Origin of the sequence: Pseudomonas sp. EYE_354 (assembly GCF_023148575.1) — a bacterium.
Taxonomy (GTDB): domain Bacteria; phylum Pseudomonadota; class Gammaproteobacteria; order Pseudomonadales; family Pseudomonadaceae; genus Aquipseudomonas.
Genome location: NZ_JAHXNQ010000002.1, coordinates 392,537 through 411,948 on the forward strand (window position 1 = coordinate 392,537; position 19,412 = coordinate 411,948).

The window sequence follows — 19,412 nt, forward strand, 5'->3', positions numbered from 1 at the left end:
GTTGGCGCTGTATCGTGCAGGTCCAAGTGAACCTTGCCCGATGCAGCCCCAGCCAATGACCACACCAACCCTCTGCCCCGCCTGCGGCGCTCGCAACGACTGCACCCTGGCCGACCCGCGCACGGTCGACCAACCCTGCTGGTGTTACAGCGTCACCGTCGATCCTGCGGTGCTCCAAGCCTTGCCTGAGGCATTACGCAACAAGGCCTGCCTGTGTCCGCGTTGCGCGCGGGTCGGTGAACAATTGCGCAATCGCGATGCGGGTTGATCGGTTCCTCAGCAACTTGCCGCGTTTCAACCGTCAGCAGGTTCGCCTGCTGCTGGCTGAGCGGCGGGTGAGCGTCGATGGAATGGCGGTCAGCGACCCACACCATGAGGTGCGCGAGTTCAGCCGCGTGTGCGTTGATGACGAAGAGATGCAGGCAGGTAAACCGGCGCGTTATTTCATGCTGCACAAGCCCAAGGGCTGCGTGAGCGCCACAGCGGACCCACAACACCCGACAGTGCTCGACCTGTTGGATGAAATGGATAAGGACGAACTGCATATCGCCGGGCGTCTGGACTTCAACACCACCGGGCTGATGCTGATCACCAACGACGGCCAGTGGTCGAGGCGCCTGACGCAACCGACGACCAAACTGCCCAAGATCTATCTGGTTGAAACGCAAGAGCCTATCGGTCCTGAATACGCGACTACTTTTGCCGCGGGCCTGTACTTTGCGTTTGAAGACCTAACCACCCGACCCGCCGTGTTGGACGTGTTGGGCCCCACTACGGCGCGCCTTAGCATCGTCGAAGGCCGTTACCATCAGGTCAAGCGCATGTTCGGGCACTTCAACAATAAGGTGATTGCCTTGCATCGCGAGCGCATGGGGCCGCTTGTGCTGGATGCTGAACTCGCGCCCGGCCAATATCGAGCGTTGACCGATGAGGAAATCCGCCAGGTGTAATGACCGTTCGGCCGGTGATGGCAAAAACCTATTTGCGCGACTTGCGACATCCTCAACCTGTGCTTGACTGCACATCACCAGCCAACTTATGACTGGCGAGTCGCCTATAACCTCCAAGAGACACCTTGCCCTCGCCCGCGCTTGATCTGCGGGCCCTCCAGGCAACCAGCCCGCCATAACAACACCCGCCGGCCAGCCGTTATCGGACCGACATGGGCCTCATTCTCCAGGCGTATGCCTACCTGTCACAAAGCTCGTGCAGAGTTATCTGCGCGCCCTACCCGCTTGCCAGGAGTCTTACGACATGAGGCCGGAAATCGCTGTGTTGGATATACAGGGTCAGTATCGGGTTTACACGGAGTTCTATCGCGCGGACGCTGCTGAAAAGACCATCATCCTGGTCAACGGCTCCATGGCCACCACGGCATCCTTCGCCCAAACCGTGAAAAGCCTGTACCCGCAGTTCAATGTAGTTTTGTACGACCAGCCCTACGCCGGCCGCTCCAAAATCCATAACCGTCATGAGCAAATGCTGACGAAGGAAGTCGAGGGCCAGATTCTGCTGGAACTGATCGACCACTTCGCCGCCGAACACGTACTGTCATTCTCCTGGGGCGGCGCCGCCACTCTGGTCGCCCTCGCCCAGCGCCCCCGCCGCGTGGAAAAGGCCGTGATCAGCTCGTTCTCACCGGTGATCAACGCGCCCATGCGCGACTACCTTGAGCGCGGCGTCGACTACCTCGGCAACCTCGACCGCGACCGCGTCGGCCACCTGGTCAACAGCACCATCGGCAAACACCTGCCATCGCTGTTCAAACGCTTTAACTACAAACACGTGAGCAGCCTGGCCGAACACGAATACGGGCAGATGCACTTCCACATCAGCCAGGTGCTCAACAGCGACCGCCTGTGCTACCTCAAGGCGGCCAAGGCCATCGACGTACCCGTGCTGTTCTTGAACGGAGAATGGGACGAATACACCAGTGCAGAGGATGCCAGACAGTTCGGCAACTACGTGACCAACAGCAGCTTCAGCACCATCCAGGCGACGGGGCATTTTCTGGATATGGAACACAAGGCGGCGTGCCGGGACAGTCAGCAAGCGGTCGTCGGCTTTTTGAAAGCGCAGCGGCAGGTCAGCCGATTGCGTTGTCACAGCAGTCAGACACAGCACGCATTTGCGATTTGAAATGATGATTCACTGCGATGCACATTGTGGCGGGCAAGCTTGCTTGCTCACCACAACCTGCACATTTTCAAAGAAAAACTTCAAATCCCGATGAAGTTCTGGTACAAAGTCAGCCGCTCTGAGCGGGTATAGTTTAGTGGTAGAACGAAAGCTTCCCAAGCTTTAGATGAGGGTTCGATTCCCTCTACCCGCTCCACTCTCATTTTGTTCTCGCGTCAGGATGCTGCTGACATGGGAATGTAAAAAAACCGGCTAAATGGCCGGTTTTTTTATGGCTGCGATTTGAGTTCGAAGCATCTGCCACAGAATTTGCGCCTCAAAACCTGTACAAATCCATAATTCTGTACAAGTATCAAACCTTGAACACCGGCATCACGCCGCGTGTGATCAAGGGGCCAGGCAATGCCACGTCTTCTGGTTTCATTGTTCCTGATACTCAGCCTATGCAGCTGCACAGGCGTTGGGGTAGACCACTATGCCGACCAAAAACCAACGTTGGACCTGGCGCGCTTCTTCAGTAAACCCGTCAAGGCCTGGGGCATCTTCGAGAAGCGCTCGGGTGAAGTGGCCAAGCGCTTCGAGGTGGACATCGCCAGCCGTCGCGAGGGCGATAACCTGATTCTCGACGAACACTTTCTTTACAGCGATGGCACCCGCCAGCGCCGCGTATGGACGCTCACACCCGACGGCCCCGGGCGCTGGCGCGGACGCGCCGGTGACGTGGTCGGCGAGGCCATTGGCGAGATCGCCGGGAATGCATTGCGTTGGCGCTATCGCCTCAACCTGCCGGTGGATGGCTCGGTGTACGAAGTGAGTTTTGACGACTGGATGTACCTGATGGACGAAGACACGATGATCAACCGGTCTAGCATGTCCAAGTTCGGCGTGGAGTGGGGCCAGGTCACGTTGTTCTTTCGTCGCCAATAAACCCGAAAGCGAAGGTGAATCATGAATGTGCAGAGGCTGACCGAACTGGCCGGAAAAGGTGAAGTGCGCGGGCTGGAGCTGCTGTCACTGGAGGGTGGTTTCTACATCGCCCGTGTGAAACTCGACAACATAGAGATGACGTTGCTGGACGACAACGGCAAGCCGATGCGTATCCGCTCCACCACGCATTTACGCGACCTGTTGCAGCACGTTCCGCCGTTCCCGTGTGAACTGGTGCAGCAATGTGCGCATGATGAAATGTGCGGGGTTCGTGATGGCCCCATTGGTGCGCTGCGCATCCCTTTTTCCCTGGGGACTGTTTTTTAACAGGCATGGCGCCATGAGATAGCCCCCACGGCACCGGCCGAATGGCGATAGAGATCACAACCAGCGTCAGCCAAAACAGGGTGTACAGCGTACACAAAGCCGCCTGCCCAAGGTTGAACGGCAGCAGGCCGAGGTACAAACCCACGTAGGTAAACGCCGTATGTGCCGTTGCTGGTATTGACCCCGACTGAAACAAAAAATGTGCTGACGTCACCAAGTACCTGGGCAAGGCGCAGAAACTCAACATCACCCTGCCGGGTTATCTGCTCAATCGCATTGACGAATGCGTTCTGCACCACCCGGAAGAGAAAAGCCGCTCGGGGTTTCTCGCGTCCGCAGCGCTTAAGGTGCTGCAACAGGATCGGTAGGATCAGACCTCACCGAACTGAACGAGGGCTCGTTGACCGTGGGACACCCGCTCGCTACTCAGGACCAGGCTTGCGTTAGCGTTCCCCCTATTCCAGGCCCTGAGACATTTGATCGCAAGAAACGTAGTTTGCATCCTGAAGGGGGGCGCTACAGTCACCACGTCATCTTTAACAGCCGCCCCTTGAGGAGCCCGCTCATGCCCTGCGAATACACGCTCATGCCCTCCCCTGTCGGCCAGCTCACGCTGGTGGCGCGCGATGACAAACTCAGTGCGATTCTGTGGGAGTGCGAACGCGCCAACCGTGTGCGCCTGGGCGAGTTGCGCGAGGCCAACGACTGCCCGGTGCTGCTGGAAACCGAGCGTCAGTTGCAGGAGTACTTCGCCGGTACGCGCAGTACGTTCGAGCTGGAACTGGACTTCACCGGCACTGACTTTCAGAAACAAGTGTGGCAGGCCCTGTTGACCATCCCCTTCGGCGAAACCCGCAGCTACAGCCAGATCGCCCGGCAGATCGGCAACCCCAACGCCGTGCGTGCGGTCGGTGCCGCCAACGGGCGCAATCCCATCTCGATCATCGCCCCCTGCCATCGCGTGATCGGTGCGTCCGGCGGGCTGACCGGGTTCGCGGGAGGCCTTGCGGCCAAGCGGTATCTGCTCGCCCTGGAAGGCACGGGGCAGGCCGAGCTGATGTACTGAGCCCCATAAAAAACGGCGGTTGGATCTGATCCAACCGCCGTTTTGCCTTTATGCAAACAGCCTCAACCGTCGCCTTGATGCCCTTTGCCATAAGTCGAAGCCAGGGCTCGGGCTTTCTGCAGACGCTCCTCCAATTTGGGCAGCGTCTCATCTACCAAGGCTTTGATTTCAGGGACGTCCGAGGCCGCGCCTTCCTTCTTGAACAGGGCGATGGCGTCCTCGTTTTCCTTGACCTGTTGCGCAGTGTAGGCCGCGTCGAAAGAGTCGCCGTCCTTTAATTCCGGCATCAGGGTCTCAGCTTTGTCGACGATCTTTTCCCGTGGTGCCACCGGCAGGTCGAGCTTCTTGGCAATGGCCGCCAGGTGCTGGTTGGCAAGGGTGCGCTCATTGATCACCTCGATGGTGTAGTCCTTGATTTCCTGGGACGAGGTTTTGGCGTGGGCCATGCGACTGGTTTCGATATCGGCCATGCCTTTGGCCGAAGCCTGCTCAATGAATTCAGCAGGCGACTGGGCGAAAGCATTGCTGGCGCCGAGGCCCAGCAGCATCGCAAAACTGGCGGTGCGTAACCGGATAGCCATGCGGCTCATGATGGGTTCCTCCAGGGCAAAAATGAGTGCGGGGAATACACACCCGCCCTGAATTCGAATTTTCAACGTGGCAAAGGTTTAGAAAAAACTTGCCCGCGCGACGAACGGTCGATGTTCTCTCAAGCCGGTCTACTGCCAAACAGACCAGGCAACGCGTGCGCCAGCGCATTGATGGCGAAGCCGATAAACATGAGACCGCAGAGCTTTGTGATGAGGATTTCATGACGCTGGTACACCGTGCGCACGCGCTGTGCGCCGACCACACCGATCAGGATCGCGTAGGCCAGCGTGCCACCGATAAAGCTCAGGAAGATCAACCATGGCAGCATCGACCAGGTCAGCAGCTCGGCCCGGCTGGACAGCAACGCAGTAAAGGTGGCCACCGCCACCGGGTAAGCCTTCGGGTTGGTCAGGCCAAACAGAATGCCGTGCCAGAACGGATGCCGCGCTGCCCCCTGAGGCGCATCGCTGCTGCGGCGCTGGGTGCGTATCGCGCGCCAGCCAAGCCAGAACAAGTACAGCCCGCTCAGCACGCCGAGCACATCGAATGCAGTGCTGCCGACTTCCCGCGCGCCGACAATCGCAATCAGCGCCGTACTGCACCACACCACGTCACCCAGCAAATGCCCACACAAAAACCCCGCGCCGGCGCGACGCCCACGGGCAGCGCCGATACCGAACACGGCCAGGACGCCGGGGCCAGGGGTAATGCCGTAAATAAAGCCCGAAGCAAGGACAGCGAGCAGCAGAGATGGGGTCATGGGCGCGACTCTGAAGAGTAATCAAGTGGATGAATTCTGCATGTTCTCGCCGTTAAAAACGACCACGCTGATTGCCCGTACCAAGGTCTACGCCAACACACCCTGCACGCGCCCGATCAACCACTGCAGCCCCGAATCGCCTCCCCGCCGCGCATGCCAGGCCAGCTCGAACGCAAACGAGGGAATATGAAACGGCGGCGGCACGGCCAACAATGGCGGATCGATATGCAACAGCCCTCGCGACGATACGGTCAGGATCAGGTCCGTGCCCTCGATCAACTGCGGCGCCACGCCCCAGTGCGGCAGGCTGATCGCCACATGCCGCCGCTCACGAATGAGGGTCAACGCCCGTTCGATTTCCGGGGTTCCGCTGCCACGCATCTCCAACAGCACATGGGGTCGCGACAGGTAGGTGGGCAGATCAAGGGTGGCGTTTTCTGGCAGGCTGTTGCGGTCCACCAGGCAGGTGTAGTGCTCTTCGAATAACGGCGTCGTGCGCAGTTGCGCGGGCATGTCAGGGAACACACCCGCCGCCAGGTCGAGGTCGCCATTGAGCACGCCGTCCACCATGCCTTCGCGGCTGGCCTGAATAATCTGCAAATCGATGCCCGGCGCTTCAAGGCGTAGCATGCGGACCAATTCGGGCAAGAAAATCGCCGCACTGTAGTCCGACATCGCCACACGAAAGCGACGTTTGGCCGAGGCCGGCTCAAAACGGTTAGGCGCCAGCAGCGCCTGCACCTGGGCCAGGGCTTCAGTCAGCGGTGCGGTCAACTCGAGAGCGCGAGCGGTGGGGACCAATGTGCCGCCCTGGCGCACCAGCAACGGATCACCCAGCAAGTCGCGCAAGCGCGCCAAGGCGTGGCTGACTGCGGGCTGGCTCAGATGCAAGCGCTCGGCGGCGCGGGTGACGTGTTGCTCGCAGAGCAAAGCGTCGAGGATCACCAACAGGTTAAGGTCGACACGGCGAAGATCATTCATAAGCTGCATGGCCGGCATAACTATTTGGAATTTAAATTTGCGCGACGAATAACCTAGAGTCCAGCAAAACCTCTGGGAGATTCGACATGACAACGTGGCATTGGGCAGGAGTGTTGACGCTGGCGGTGATTGCCGGGGCCGTGGTGCCGTTTCAAAGTGCCATCAACGCCAACCTCGGGCGCGGGCTCGGCCACCCTTTGTGGGCCACCCTGGCGTCGCTGCTGGTGAGCATTATCCTGTTGCTACCGGTGATAATCGCCCTGCGCCTGCCCTTTCCGAGCCTGACGTTCATCAGCCAGGCACCGTTGTGGATGTGGGCCGGCGGTGCATTTGGCGTGTGCTTTATTTCATTGGCGCTGATGCTGCTGCCAGCGCTGGGCGCGTCGGGGTTTATCGCCCTGGCCCTGGCCGGGCAGATGCTGGCCTCGCTGCTGCTCGATCACTTCGGCCTGTTCGGCCTGCTTGAGCGTCAACTGACAACGCCCCGTGTGCTCGGGGCGTTGCTGTTGATCAGCGGTGTGGCGTTGATTCAGTTCAGCAGCGCGCCGGCCAAAGCCCTGGCCGCTGCGTGAAACTCCGTCAGCGCTTGTCGGAGGTACGCATCTTCTGCGGCAGCCCCCACATCAGCAGCGCAGCGGCAATCAATGCGAACACGCCGATGGCATAGAGTGCAGGGGTGGTGCTGCCGGTCATGTCCTTGATACGCCCCACCATCACCGGGCTGACGATACCGCCCAATTGCCCCAGGGTGTTGATCAACGCAATCCCGCCCGCCGCACCGGCTCCGGCACCTGCCAGCAGTTTGGGCGGCAAGGTCCAGAACGTCGGGATCGACGCGATGATACCGGCGCCCAGGAAGCCCAGCGCAATGATCAGGAAGGTGGTGTGGTTATCAAAAATCCCGGCGCAGAAGAAGCCTATCGCGCCCAGCGCCACCAACCCACTGACGAATTTGCGTCGCTCGCCCGTCGCGTCAGACCATCGCCCCACCACGATCATGGTGATGGCGCCGCAGATGTAAGGGATGGCCGTCAACAAACCAATCACCACCGGGCTTTCGATGCCCGTGCTGCGGATCAATTGCGGCGCCCAGAAATTGAGGCCGTAGGACGCCACCTGGATCAGGAAGTAGATCAGGCCCAGCATCAGGAAGCCCGGAATGCGCAAGGCCTGGAGCAACGAGCCTTTTTTGTGCACCTCATGCACCGCGATGCGGCTGGCCAACAAGGTTTTTTCTTCGGGGCTCAGCCAGGGCGCATCTTCGATGCGATCCTTGAATTGCGTCAGCACCATCCACGCCAGCGCAATGCACGGCAAACCGCCGAGCAGGAACAACCAATGCCAACCGCGCATTTGCAGGGCGCCGTCCAAGTGCTCCAGCACCAACCCGGAAAACGGCGCGCCCACCAGCCCCGCGAATGCTGACGCGAGGAACAGCATCGAGGTAATCCGCCCGCGGAAATCCTGGGGAAACCATAGCGTCAGGTAATACAGCACGCCCGGAGCAAAACCGGCCTCCATGGCACCGATCAAAAAGCGCAGCGCGTAGAATTGCCATTCCGTCGTGACGAACACCATGGCGGCGGTCGCAAGCCCCCATGACACCATGATCCGTGCAATCCAGCGCCGCGCGCCGACCTTGTACAGCATCATGTTGCTCGGCACTTCAAAAAGCACGTACCCCACCACGAACAGGCCCGCCCCCAGACCGTAAGCGGTATTGCTCAAGCCAAGGTCGGCTTGCAGCTGAAACTTGGCGAAGCTGATGTTGATTCGGTCGAAGAAGGCGAACAGATAGCACACCATGATCAGCGGCATCAGGTGCCAGGCGACCTTTTTAACCACGGCTTTGATGGCATCGTCTGTACCTGCCGGGCGCGCGCCGGCCTCTAACGTATTAGTGCTCATTGTTGTTCTCCAGCGGACTGCTCTCAGGCGTCCGGTTGTTTTTGTTGTGTGGTGCGGCGTTACAGCGTGGCGATGTACGCCGGTGGTGGATGCAGGTCACTGTTACGCCCGGACTTGACCACCTGGCCGGGCAACTCATGCCCCAACAAGGCGGGTAAACGACGGGACAGTGTCAGCAGGTGTGGCAGGTCGATGCCGGTGTGAATCCCCACTTCCTCACACAGGTTGACCAAGTCTTCGGTACAGATATTGCCCGACGCCCCCGGCGCAAACGGGCAGCCACCCAGGCCACCAAGCGCCGCGTCAAACCGTCGGGCGCCGGCCTCATAAGCGGCCAGCACATTGCACAATCCCAAACCGCGGGTGTTGTGGAAATGCAGGGTCAGGTCGCCCGCGGGGACCTCTTGCAACACGCGTCCGACCAGGCGCGACACCTGGCGCGGGTTGGCCATGCCAGTGGTGTCCGCCAGGGTGATGCCCTGGATGCCCAGCTCACGATAAGCCCGCACGATCTGCAGCACGCGGTCTTCGTCGATCCTGCCTTCGAACGGGCAGCCAAAGGTGGTGGCGATGCTGCCGTTGAGGCGCACCGGATAGTCGGCGGCAAAGCTGACGACATCGGCAAACGCCGCCAGCGAGGCTTCGCAGCGCATGCGCATATTGGCCAGGTTATGGGTCTGGCTGGCCGACATCACCAGGTTCAGCTCATCGGCGCGGGCCTTGATGGCGCGCTGGGCGCCCTTGAGGTTGGGAATCAGCGCCACGTAAATCACCGAGGCGCTGCGCTCGATACCCTGGAACACCTGCTCGCCGTCGCGCAACGCCGGGATGGCCTTGGGCGAGACGAAAGAGCCGGCCTCGATCCGCGAAAACCCTGCAAGGGACAGTTGGTCGATCAGCGCGATCTTGTCGGCCGTTTCGACCCAGGTCGGTTCGATTTGCAGGCCATCGCGCGGCGAGACTTCCTGCACGATCAGCGGGTCACCATAGTCCTGAATCATTGCACCACTCCGCGGGTTTTAAGACGTTGAATATCGGCAGCGCTGAGGCCCAGGCTGCCAAGGATGCCGTCGGTGTGCTGCCCCAACGCCGGGCCTGACCAGTTCACCGCGCCGGGGGTCTCGGAGAGCTTGGGCACAATGCCCGGCATCTTCACCGACACACCGCCGGGCAACTCGGCATTGAGCAACATGTCACGTGCCTGGTAGTGCGGGTCGCTGACGATGTCCGCCACCGAGTAGATACGTCCGGCCGGCACTTCGGCGGCTTCCAGTGCGCTGAGCACCTGCTCGATAGGCCGGCTGCTGGTCCAGTGGGTGATCGCCGCATCGAGTACGCCACTCTGCGCCGCACGACCATCGTTGTGGGCAAACTCGGGCGCCTCGGCCAGGTCGACGCGGCCGATGGTGGTCATCAGGCGCTTGTAGATGGGGTCGCTGTTGCCGGCAATCACCACATAGGCGCCATCGGCGGTCAGGTAGGTATTGGACGGCGCAATGCCGGGCAGCGCACCACCGCTGCGCTCACGCACGTGGCCGAGCATGTCGTATTCCGGCACCAGGCTTTCCATCAGATTGAACACGCTTTCGGCCAGGGACACGTCGACAATCTGCCCATCGCCCTGGCCGGTCTTGACCCGCAGCAGCGACATCAGTGCGCCGATGACGCCATGCAAGGAGGCCAACGAATCACCGAGGCTCACCCCCACCCGCGCCGGTGGCGAATCCGGGTTACCGGTGGTGTAACGGATACCGCCCATGGCCTCGCCGATCGCCCCGAAGCCTGGACGGTCGCGGTAAGGGCCGGTCTGGCCGTAACCGGAGATGCGCACGAGGGTCAGTTTGGGGTTAAGGGCATGCAGCACCTCCCAGCCCAGGCCGAGTTTCTCCAGACCGCCGGGGCGCAGGTTTTCGATGAGGACGTCGGCGTCGCCGAGCAGTTGTTTGATCAGGTCCAGGCCTTCGCTGGACTTAAGGTCCAGCGCCAGGGACTGCTTGTTGCGCGATTGCAGGTACCACCACAGCGATGTGCCTTCGTGCAGCTTTCGCCATTTGCGAAGCGGGTCGCCCTGGCCAAGGGACTCGATCTTGATCACCTCGGCACCAAACTCGGCCATCAGCCGCGCGGCGAACGGTGCGGCAATCAGGGTGCCGATCTCGATCACCTTGATCCCGCTCAACGGAGCCGTCATGGGGTGTACCTCTTATTCTTGGAATGTGGACCAAGGCTAGAGGAGTGCGGCAGAAGAAATCCAACCGTCAGTGGGCAAGGTTCGTTCGCCAAACGCGAACGCTCAGCGAATCTTCCGTAGGAAAGGGCTGTCAGCCTGTTCCAGGGAAGGCGTTGAGAGGCTCAGGTAGTCAAACAGCAATCGACTCACCGGCGACAACTGCGCCTCGTCACGCGCCACCAGGATCAAGCGCCGTTCCGACCAGGCGTCGGTCAACGGCACCGCGTGCAAACCGAGCGCACGGCCGAATAACTCATAGGCTTTTTGCGGCAGGATACCGATGCCCATATTGGCCTGGACCATGCGGCACATCGCATCGAAACCCGGCACATGGATGCGCAGGCGCAGCATCTCGCCGGCCTCGCGTGCAGCGGCATGGGTGCGCATATTGATCGAGCTGGCGGCGTGCAGGCCCACGTAATCGCTGCCCAGGGTTTCACTGAATGCCAGGCTGTCACGCGCGGCCAGCGGATGATCGGCGGGCATCAGCACCACCAGTTTGTCGAGACGGTAGGTCACGCTGGGCAAGCCTTTGGTGTCGGTGTCGCACGAGCAGATGCCCAGGTCCGCCAGCCCGTCCAGCACGCCTTGCACCACGCCGGTACTGGGACGCTCTTCAAGGTCGGTTTTGATTTCGGGGTGCCGTTCGCTGAAGTCGCGCAGGTCTTCGGGCAGGAACTGAATGATTGCCGACAGATTGGCCAGCATCCGCACATAGCCGCGCACGCCGTGGCTGTGTTCGCCCAACTCCAGGCCCATTTTTTCGACGTTGAACAGCATCTGCCGGGCGTGGTGCAACAGGGTTTCGCCGGCTGCCGTCAGGTCCATGCCCTTGGCGCGACGCACGAAAAGGCTCACGCCCAGCACGTGTTCCAGCTCCATCAGACGCTTGCTGGCGGCCGACACCGCAATGGCCTCGCGGGCGGCGGCGCGAGTCAGCGTGCCCTCTTCGAACACGGCGACAAACAGCTGCAGAGTGATCAGGTCAAGGCGGCGCACCAGGCTCTTGTGCAACATCAGTGCCCCCCGCCGGCCAGGCGGTTGATCTCGGCCTGCTCCACCACCGCCTGCGGCGCGCCTTGACGCACCGCCTGCAACATCGCGCGGCCAACGCTCTCGGTGCTCACCACCCAGCCCGGTTTGACCCCGCGCAGCAATGACAACAGCGGGCCGAATACGGCATAAAAACCCCGGTACAACGGCGTCTTTGACCGCACACCGTGCACTGGCTGAATGACCCCGGGCCGGAACAGGTACACCGCCTTGAACGGCAAGCGCAACAACGCATTCTCGGTCTTGCCCTTGACCCGCGCCCACATCGACTTGCCCGCTTCGGAACTGTCGGTGCCGGCGCCGGACACATAGATAAACGTCATCTGCGGGTTGAGCCGCGCCAAGGTGCTGGCAGCGACTAACGTCAGGTCGTAGGTGAGGTGGGTGTAGCGGGCCTCGTTCATGCCCGCCGACGACACGCCGAGGCAGAAGAAGCAGGCATCAAAGCCTTGCAACAGGTTTTCCAGAGGATGGAAATCCAGCATGTCGCTGTGCAGCACCTGGTGCAACTTGCCGTGTTCCTGGGTCAAGGGCGTACGGCCAACGGCGACGACTTCCTGGACATCGGCGGCCAATAGGCATTCACGCAGAACACCCTGGCCGACCATGCCGGTGGCGCCGAATAACAGAACTCTCATAAGGGGACCTCAGCGGCAAGCCGCACGCTTGATGCTCAAGTTGAACGCATTCAACCTGTAGCTTAACGCGTGCGGCTGGAGGCTGCCCCTATCAAAACGCGCTGCGAAAGATCTCCTCAATCTGACGCTGGTCGGCCCGCCGTGGGTTGGTCAGCCCACACGCGTCCTTCAACGCATTGGTGGCCAGCAACGGAATGTCCTGCAACTTGGCGCCCAGTTCACGCAGGCCGGCCGGGATTTCGACGTCTTTGGCCAGGCTGCGAATGGCGGCGATGGCGGCTTGGGCGCCTTCTTCATCGGTGATGCCCTGGGTGTCGGCGCCCAATGCGCGGCCTACGTCGCTCAGGCGTTTGGCGCTGACGCTGGCGTTGAAGCTTTGCACATGGGGCAGCAGCACCGCATTGCACACGCCGTGGGGCAGGTCGTAGAAACCGCCCAGTTGGTGGGCCATGGCGTGTACGAAGCCCAGGGACGCGTTGTTGAAGGCCATGCCTGCGAGGAACTGCGCGTAGGCCATGTTTTCGCGCGCGGCTTTGTCGCTGCCGTCACGCACGGCCAGGCGCAGGTTGGCGCTGATCAGTTCGATGGCTTTGATGGCACATGCGTCGGTGATCGGCGTGGCAGCGGTGGATACGTAGGCTTCGATGGCGTGGGTCAGGGCGTCCATGCCGGTGGCGGCGGTGAGGCCCTTGGGCATGCCGACCATCAGTGACGGGTCGTTGACCGACAGCAGCGGGGTAACGTTGCGGTCGACGATGGCCATTTTTACGTGGCGGGTTTCGTCGGTGATGATGCAGAAGCGGGTCATCTCACTGGCGGTGCCGGCGGTGGTGTTGATGGCCACCAGTGGCAGTTGCGGCTTGGTCGATTGGTCGACGCCTTCGTAGTCGCCGATATGCCCGCCATTGGTGGCGCACAAGGCAATGCCCTTGGCGCAGTCATGGGGCGAACCGCCACCCAGGGACACCACGAAATCACAGGCACTTTGCTGCAGCAGCGCCAAGCCTTTTTCGACGTTGTCCACATTGGGGTTGGGCTTGGCGCCGTCGTAGATCACGGAGTCAATGTCCTGCATCGCCAGTTTCTCGGCGATCATCCTGGCCACGCCCGCCTTCGCCAGGCCGGCATCGGTAACGATCAACGCCTTGCGAAACCCGTAGTTGCGAATGGCGTTCATGGCTTCGTCGAGGCAGTCGGTGCCCATGATGTTGACGGCGGGAATGAAGAAAGTGCTGCTCATGGCGAATCCTCGGATAACGTTTATGCCTACAGCATCGACCTCACTGGCCAGCGGCATCTTGACCAGGATCAACGCCGGCTCGTGATAAAGTCCGCGTTCAGCCGATTTCGAGTAGACCCGCCACAATGAAGGATTTCCAGGATATTGACGCCCACCTTGAAGACTGGAGCGCACTGCGCAGCGCCATCAACTTCAGCGGGATTCTGATCGGCAACGGCGCAAGCCGCACGATTTGGGAAGACTTTGCCTACGACTCGCTGTTCGAAAACGCACGCACCGTGGAAGAAAAGCCCCTGAGCCAATCCGAACTCAGCGTGTTCGATGCCCTGCAGACCCGCAGCTTCGAGCAGGCACTCGGCGCGCTGAAAACCACCAGCCGGGTCAACAAGGCCCTGGCGGTCAGCTCGGCGGCACCGCGCAATCGCTACTACGCGATCAAAGAAGCGTTGATCAATACCATCCACAGCGTGCACATCCCATGGCGCCTGGTGCAGCCGTCGACGCTGGCGACGATCAACGCCGAGTTGAAGCACTACTCGACCGTGTTCACCAGCAATTACGACCTGCTCAATTACTGGGCGATCCTGCATACCCCTGGCATCGACGACCTGTTCAACAGTGCCGACGCCAGCTTCGACCTGTGCCAGACCCACACCGACGCCACCCGCATCCTGTACTTGCACGGCGGCCTGCATCTGGTGCGCAACCTCGATGGCACCGCGCGCAAATTGCCATCCACCGACAGCACCTTGCTCAGCAGTTTTGCCATCAACCAGACGATCAAGACCCTGGACGATGTGCCGCTGTTCGTCAGCGAAGGCCACGTGCAAGAGAAGCTCAAGACCATCCGCAGTTCGGATTACCTGGCGTTCTGTTATGAGCAACTGCTGACCCATAAGGGCGCGCTGTGCATCTTCGGCCATGACTTGGGGCCGCAGGATAAACACCTGGTGGATGCGATTCGCCAGGCCCGGCCGAGCACCCTGGCGATCTCGGTGTCGGGGCGCAGCGACGGGTTTATTCGTCAGCAGAAGCGGCGCTATTCGCAGTTGTTTGACGGCACGGGCGTGGCGTTGCGGTTCTATGCGGCGCGCACCCATACGTTGGGTAATCCAGCGTTGTCGGTGCCTGTCGAACGCTGATTGCCTGAACAAAGAAGGGCAAATGTGGGGGCTGCTCGCACGCATTTTTATCTGCGTACAAGCGTTACATGGAGACAAATGACAATAGTTCTCGATATCATTCACGACTTTTCTACGTCGTGCTTCGTCAAGAAGGATATCCATGTCTCGTCCCAAGCCCGACCCCGTGTCGGCCGATGCCTTTCGCGGGTTTTATACGGATATTCTGTATTTCCTGCGCAGACGCACGGACAACGCCAGCGATGCGGCGGACATGACCCAGGATGTCTTCACCCAATGGCTGGACTACCGCGACCGGGCAGCGGTCGAGCAGCCACGGGCGTTCCTGTTCCAGATGGCGCGCAATCTGCTGCGTGACCACTGGCGCAAACAGAAGGTACGGCAAAGCGTCCACCCGGATCAGGCCGACACGGACGCCGAGCCGGTCACCGACGAGCAAAACGAACCCCTGGCCGCCGCTCAGCGCCTGCAACGCCTGGAACAGTTGAAAGAAGTCCTCTGCGAACTCTCGCCGCGCAGGCGAGAAGCCCTTATGCTGCACCGCTTCGAAGGCCTGAGCCAGGCGCAGATCGCGCACCGCATGGGCATTTCAACCAGCATGGTGGAAAAGCACATCGCTTTTGCCCTGCTGCATTGCAAGCGACGCCTTCAAAATGACCCCGGCACGGAGCAGCCAGAATGAACCGCCTGAGCGATACCGACGCCCTGGATATCGACGACAGCGACGCCATCGATGCCCAAGCCGCCAGTTGGTTTGCCCGCAACCGTAACGACGCCAACCGCGCCGACCGCAAAGCCTTTGCCGCCTGGCAGGCGGTGCCTGCGCATGCCCGGGCGTATGCCGACTTTGAACAACTGTGGGCCGACCTGGGCCAGCTCCAACAACTGAATAAACCCGTGGCGCTGCCTGCACGCAAGGTCTCGCTGTGGCGCCCCACCCTGGCCGTGGCCGCGGCCTTGTTGTGCGCCGTACTCTCCACCCAGATCGGCGCGCCACGCGCGAGTTATCACACCCAGGTCGCGGCGCTTGCCAAGGGCATGCGCACGTTGGCTCTGCCGGACGGCAGCACCTTGTACGTGAACGCCAACACCCGCCTGCGCGTGGATTTCACCGCGCACCAACGCGTCGTGCATCTGGACACAGGCCAGTTGTACATCGAAGTGGCCGCCGACAAGGAACGGCCGCTGTTCGTGCAAGCCGGCGAGGCCAGTGTGCGCGTGGTCGGCACCGGGTTTGACGTGCGGCGCAGCCCGCAACAGCTGGTGGTCAGCGTTGCCCATGGCCAGGTCGCCTTCGAACCGGACGCAAAAACCCCCGCCACCCTGCTGAGCGCCAGGCAACTCGCCAGCTACAACTACGCCAAGGGCACCGTGCAGCAACAAACCCTCACGAATGAAGAGGTCGCCGACTGGCGCAGCGGGCACTTGTCGTTTCGCAACCGCGAACTGGTCAGCCTGATCGACGAACTGAGCCTGTACCGCCCTCAAGCGCCGTTGCAAGTCAGCAATGCGGTGGCGCACCTGAAGGTCTCGGGCAACCTTGATGTCAACGACCCCGACGCCCTGCTCAATGCCCTGCCCGCCCTGCTGCCGGTAAAAACCGTGGCCTCGGCAGATGGCAGCGTGCGGATTGAACCGAACAAATAAACGGCCCCGGAACACACTTGAGAATATTTTGCATTCGCATGTGTGGTTTTTTTGAGCTGCCCCGTCTTCCTCCGGTCTGCGTTTGATACGCACGCCTTTTTGGCTATATAGCCGCACTGGGGGATTTCATGTTTCGCGCGCCTTGCCCTGCTTCGCACCTGTTTCTTCGCCCAACCCTCATCGCCACCTGCCTGGCCTTCAGCCTCAGTGCACAGGCTGAATCGCTCACGCTGCAACTGCCGGTGCAACCATTGGCAACGTCCCTGAGCCAAGTGGCGCAGCAGGCAAAAATCCAGCTGTTGTTCGATGAAGAGTTGCTCAAGGGCGTAAAGGCGCCGGCGCTGAGCGGTGACTTCACCCCGGAAGTGGCGATCCGCACACTGCTGAAAAATGGCGCGTTCATCCTGATCAAGGTAGGCAGCACCTACGTGGTAAAGCCCGAAGAGGCCAAAACCACCCAGAGCGGCGCAATCCAGCTTGAAGCCCTGAGCGTGATCGGCACCGGTAACGAAGTCGACTCCAGCACGGTCAACCGCTCCACCCTGACCCAGGCCGATATCGACCGCTATCAGGCCAATAACATCCCCAGCCTGCTGCAAACCTTGCCCGGCGTAAGCCAGGGCGGCTCGCTCAAACCGGGTGGCCAGACCATCAATATCCGCGGTTTCGGCGATGCCGAAGACGTGCCGCTGACCGTCGACGGCGCGACCAAAAGCGGCTTTGAGCGCTATCAGCAAGGCACCGTATTCATCGAACCCGAGCTGATCAAAAGCATCGAGGTGGAGAAAGGCCCCAACTCACCGTTCACCGGCAATGGTGGGTTTGGCGGGACCGTCAACATGACCACCAAGGACGCCCCGGACCTGCTCACCGAAGGCCGCAACAGCGGTGCAATGGTCAAATACGGCTACTCCAGCAACGATCACGAACAGGTCTACAGCGGCGCGGTGTATGGCCGTACTGACGATGGCCGTTTCGATGCATTGGCTTACCTGACCAAACGCGACGGCGACGACATGAAAGTGGCCGCCAAGCTGCCCAACGAGAACAACCAGTACCCGATCAACCCCCAGCGCCTGCCCAATACCGCCCAGGATGTGGACGGCAAACTGTTCAAGATCAACGCGCATATCACCGATGAACACGCCGTTGGCCTCTCCTACTCCCAGTCCCACAGCAATCGCTGGACGCCGTTCTCGGCCGCGAGTTACCCCACGCCACCGACCCAGGCCAACATCAACCGCTACGGGTACGAAGGGGCGCTCAAGCGTTTTTTGGCCCATCGCGACACCGTCGACACCACGTGGTCGGGCAAGTATGAATACCAGCCTCTGGATAACCCGCTGGTCGACCTGACCGTCAAGTATTCCCAGTCCAACACCGACCAGACCGACGAGCGTGACGCCACGGCGTTTTTCCAGCTGGCCACCGGCGGACGCAAGATGGACACGGCCTACACCGACAAAAACCTCGACGTGCGCAACCTCAGCCTGTTCGACACAGGGCCCTTGCAGCACGCGGTGACGATCGGCGGGCAGATCCGCAAGCACGTGCGCGAAACCGAGATGTGGATGCCCGGCAGCACTTACGACACAGCGCGCTACAACTATGGGCACTTCCAGCCGGGCTTCATGCCTCACGGCAAGGTCGATACCAACAGCTTCTTCATTCAGGATGCCGTCACCTTTGGCGACGTGACGGTTACGCCATCGCTGCGCTACGACCATGTGCGCAACCGTGGGCAAGCCAACGATGCACCGTACTACAGCAACCCCGATCCGGCGGTCGGCCACGATTACAGCGACCGCACCTACACCGGCTGGTCGCCACGGGTGGCCGTGTTCTGGACCGTGACCCCGCAAGTCGGGTTGTTCGCCAACTGGAGCCAGACCTGGCGCGCGCCGGTGATCGACGAGCAATACGAAGTGCAAGGCACCGGTAGCCGCACCGCCACCAGCGTGGATCTGGATCCCGAGCGCATCACCTCGATCACCGTGGGCAACATCACCAGCTTCGATAACCTGATCGCGCGGGACGACAACCTGCAACTGCGCACCACGCTGTTCCATAACAAGGTCGAAGACGAAATCTTCAAGGCCACCGGCGTAGGCTGCCGGAACCAGGCGGTCAACGGCGGTACGATCTCCACGGCCTGCCCGCCGGGCGCGATGTCCAACTACCGCAACATCGGCAGCCTGACCATCAAGGGCTTTGAAATCGAGTCGCTTTATAACTCCACTTACCTGTTCGGCTCGGTGTCCTACGCCTACGCCAAAGGCCAGCACGAAGGCGCGTACACCAACCCCTGGGGGCCGGATGTGGCCGCGCGCGATATCCCGCCGACCAAATGGGTACTGGTGGTGGGCACCCACATTCCGGCGTGGGACGCCCAGGTGGGCTGGATGGGGCAGTTCATCGGCGCGACAGACCGCCTGCCCAGCGATAAATACTCCGGCGGCCCGGGTTCCAGCGTCGGCGACTTGTTCTACGACCAGTACGGCAACAAGCGCTACAACACCCAGGGCCTGTTCGCCAAATGGAAACCGCAGCAGGCTTACCTCAAGGGCACCGAGGTCAACTTCACCCTGGACAACCTGTTCAACAACAACTTCCGCCCAGCGTTGAGCGGCGACCGTGCCTACACCAAAGGCCGCGACGCGAAGATCAGCGTCACACGGTTCTTCTGAACTGTACGGATAAATCCGCAACCAGCTGTAGGCCTGCGATTGCGAGGGGCTGTGGCTAGATGGGCTTCCCTTGAAG

Annotated in this window: 20 protein-coding genes, 1 tRNA gene and 2 pseudogenes; 13 read left to right on the forward strand and 10 right to left on the reverse strand. The window is 61.0% G+C overall.

Going from position 1 to position 19,412, the window contains the following annotated elements; all coding sequences use genetic code 11:
- Positions 1-55: 55 nt before the first annotated feature.
- The 6 genes from KZX66_RS04525 (at position 56) to KZX66_RS04550 (ending at position 3,393) form a co-directional block, all read left to right on the forward strand.
- Entirely contained in the window at positions 56-268 is a 213-nt protein-coding gene (locus KZX66_RS04525) for a cysteine-rich CWC family protein (protein ID WP_248076844.1), read from the forward strand.
- Positions 258-950 carry a pseudouridine synthase gene (locus KZX66_RS04530; RefSeq protein WP_248076848.1) on the forward strand — a complete coding sequence of 231 codons (693 nt, stop codon included), beginning with the start codon at positions 258-260 and terminating at the stop codon, positions 948-950. The genes KZX66_RS04525 and KZX66_RS04530 overlap by 11 nt, the downstream gene beginning before the upstream one ends.
- A 304-nt stretch (positions 951-1,254) precedes the next feature.
- The gene (locus KZX66_RS04535) at positions 1,255-2,139 is read left to right on the forward strand and encodes an alpha/beta hydrolase (RefSeq protein ID WP_248076852.1); all 885 of its coding nucleotides are present in this window, start codon (positions 1,255-1,257) and stop codon (positions 2,137-2,139) included.
- 122 nt (positions 2,140-2,261) lie between these two features.
- Positions 2,262-2,335, forward strand: a tRNA-Gly gene (locus KZX66_RS04540).
- A gap of 206 nt (positions 2,336-2,541) precedes the next feature.
- Positions 2,542-3,066 (forward strand): DUF3833 domain-containing protein, encoded by a 525-nt coding sequence (locus KZX66_RS04545; protein ID WP_248076855.1) that lies wholly within the window; start codon positions 2,542-2,544, stop codon positions 3,064-3,066.
- A 21-nt stretch (positions 3,067-3,087) separates the two neighbouring features.
- Positions 3,088-3,393, forward strand: a complete 306-nt coding sequence (locus KZX66_RS04550) for a DUF6482 family protein (protein ID WP_248076857.1) — start codon at positions 3,088-3,090, stop codon at positions 3,391-3,393.
- 37 nt (positions 3,394-3,430) lie between these two features.
- Here the strand turns inward: KZX66_RS04550 and KZX66_RS04555 are convergent.
- A pseudogene (locus KZX66_RS04555) lies at positions 3,431-3,547 on the reverse strand (MFS transporter); the annotation flags it as partial.
- A 52-nt stretch (positions 3,548-3,599) separates the two neighbouring features.
- Here KZX66_RS04555 and KZX66_RS04560 point away from each other — a divergent pair.
- Together KZX66_RS04560 and KZX66_RS04565 are read left to right on the forward strand one after the other, a co-directional pair.
- Positions 3,600-3,761, forward strand: a pseudogene (locus KZX66_RS04560) (type II toxin-antitoxin system HicB family antitoxin); the annotation flags it as partial.
- A gap of 197 nt (positions 3,762-3,958) precedes the next feature.
- A complete protein-coding gene (locus KZX66_RS04565) occupies positions 3,959-4,459 on the forward strand; it encodes a methylated-DNA--[protein]-cysteine S-methyltransferase (protein WP_248076860.1) in 501 nt (166 codons plus the stop codon).
- A gap of 62 nt (positions 4,460-4,521) precedes the next feature.
- On the opposite strand, the gene KZX66_RS04570 is transcribed toward KZX66_RS04565, so the two are convergent.
- The 3 genes from KZX66_RS04570 to KZX66_RS04580 form a co-directional block, all read right to left on the reverse strand.
- Positions 4,522-5,049 carry a DUF4142 domain-containing protein gene (locus KZX66_RS04570; protein WP_005785958.1) on the reverse strand — a complete coding sequence of 176 codons (528 nt, stop codon included), beginning with the start codon at positions 5,047-5,049 and terminating at the stop codon, positions 4,522-4,524.
- A gap of 119 nt (positions 5,050-5,168) precedes the next feature.
- Positions 5,169-5,810, reverse strand: a complete 642-nt coding sequence (locus tag KZX66_RS04575) for a LysE family translocator (RefSeq protein WP_248076863.1) — start codon at positions 5,808-5,810, stop codon at positions 5,169-5,171.
- An 87-nt stretch (positions 5,811-5,897) separates the two neighbouring features.
- A complete protein-coding gene (locus KZX66_RS04580) occupies positions 5,898-6,800 on the reverse strand; it encodes a LysR family transcriptional regulator (RefSeq protein ID WP_248076865.1) in 903 nt (300 codons plus the stop codon).
- A gap of 77 nt (positions 6,801-6,877) precedes the next feature.
- Between KZX66_RS04580 and KZX66_RS04585 the strand changes: the two genes are divergently transcribed.
- Positions 6,878-7,363 carry a DMT family transporter gene (locus KZX66_RS04585; protein ID WP_248076868.1) on the forward strand — a complete coding sequence of 162 codons (486 nt, stop codon included), beginning with the start codon at positions 6,878-6,880 and terminating at the stop codon, positions 7,361-7,363.
- A gap of 7 nt (positions 7,364-7,370) precedes the next feature.
- Here KZX66_RS04585 and KZX66_RS04590 read toward each other — a convergent pair whose 3' ends face one another.
- The 6 genes from KZX66_RS04590 to yiaY form a co-directional block, all read right to left on the reverse strand.
- Positions 7,371-8,699 (reverse strand): MFS transporter, encoded by a 1,329-nt coding sequence (locus KZX66_RS04590; protein WP_248076871.1) that lies wholly within the window; start codon positions 8,697-8,699, stop codon positions 7,371-7,373.
- Positions 8,700-8,758: 59 nt separating this feature from the next.
- Positions 8,759-9,700, reverse strand: a complete 942-nt coding sequence (locus KZX66_RS04595; protein ID WP_248076873.1) for a hydroxymethylglutaryl-CoA lyase — start codon at positions 9,698-9,700, stop codon at positions 8,759-8,761.
- Positions 9,697-10,890: a CaiB/BaiF CoA-transferase family protein gene (locus KZX66_RS04600; protein WP_248076875.1), complete on the reverse strand. Its 1,194-nt coding sequence runs from the start codon at positions 10,888-10,890 to the stop codon at positions 9,697-9,699. The genes KZX66_RS04595 and KZX66_RS04600 overlap by 4 nt, the downstream gene beginning before the upstream one ends.
- Positions 10,891-10,992: 102 nt before the next feature.
- Positions 10,993-11,946 (reverse strand): LysR family transcriptional regulator, encoded by a 954-nt coding sequence (locus tag KZX66_RS04605; protein WP_248076877.1) that lies wholly within the window; start codon positions 11,944-11,946, stop codon positions 10,993-10,995.
- Positions 11,946-12,620, reverse strand: a complete 675-nt coding sequence (locus KZX66_RS04610) for an NAD(P)H-binding protein (protein ID WP_248076879.1) — start codon at positions 12,618-12,620, stop codon at positions 11,946-11,948. Before KZX66_RS04610 ends, KZX66_RS04605 begins: the two co-directional genes overlap by 1 nt.
- Positions 12,621-12,711: 91 nt before the next feature.
- Positions 12,712-13,860 (reverse strand): L-threonine dehydrogenase, encoded by a 1,149-nt coding sequence (gene yiaY, locus KZX66_RS04615; RefSeq protein WP_248076881.1) that lies wholly within the window; start codon positions 13,858-13,860, stop codon positions 12,712-12,714.
- 125 nt (positions 13,861-13,985) lie between these two features.
- Between yiaY and KZX66_RS04620 the strand changes: the two genes are divergently transcribed.
- The 4 genes from KZX66_RS04620 to KZX66_RS04635 all read left to right on the forward strand — a co-directional run bounded on the left by KZX66_RS04620 (position 13,986) and on the right by KZX66_RS04635 (position 19,336).
- On the forward strand, positions 13,986-15,002 hold the full coding sequence (locus KZX66_RS04620; protein ID WP_248076883.1) for a DUF4917 family protein: 1,017 nt from the start codon (positions 13,986-13,988) through the stop codon (positions 15,000-15,002).
- A gap of 142 nt (positions 15,003-15,144) precedes the next feature.
- On the forward strand, positions 15,145-15,684 hold the full coding sequence (locus KZX66_RS04625; RefSeq protein WP_248076885.1) for a sigma-70 family RNA polymerase sigma factor: 540 nt from the start codon (positions 15,145-15,147) through the stop codon (positions 15,682-15,684).
- Positions 15,681-16,649, forward strand: coding sequence for a FecR domain-containing protein (locus KZX66_RS04630; protein ID WP_248076888.1), 969 nt, complete (start codon positions 15,681-15,683; stop codon positions 16,647-16,649). The genes KZX66_RS04625 and KZX66_RS04630 overlap by 4 nt, the downstream gene beginning before the upstream one ends.
- A 128-nt stretch (positions 16,650-16,777) precedes the next feature.
- The gene (locus KZX66_RS04635) at positions 16,778-19,336 is read left to right on the forward strand and encodes a TonB-dependent receptor (RefSeq protein ID WP_248076891.1); all 2,559 of its coding nucleotides are present in this window, start codon (positions 16,778-16,780) and stop codon (positions 19,334-19,336) included.
- Positions 19,337-19,412: the final 76 nt, after the last annotated feature.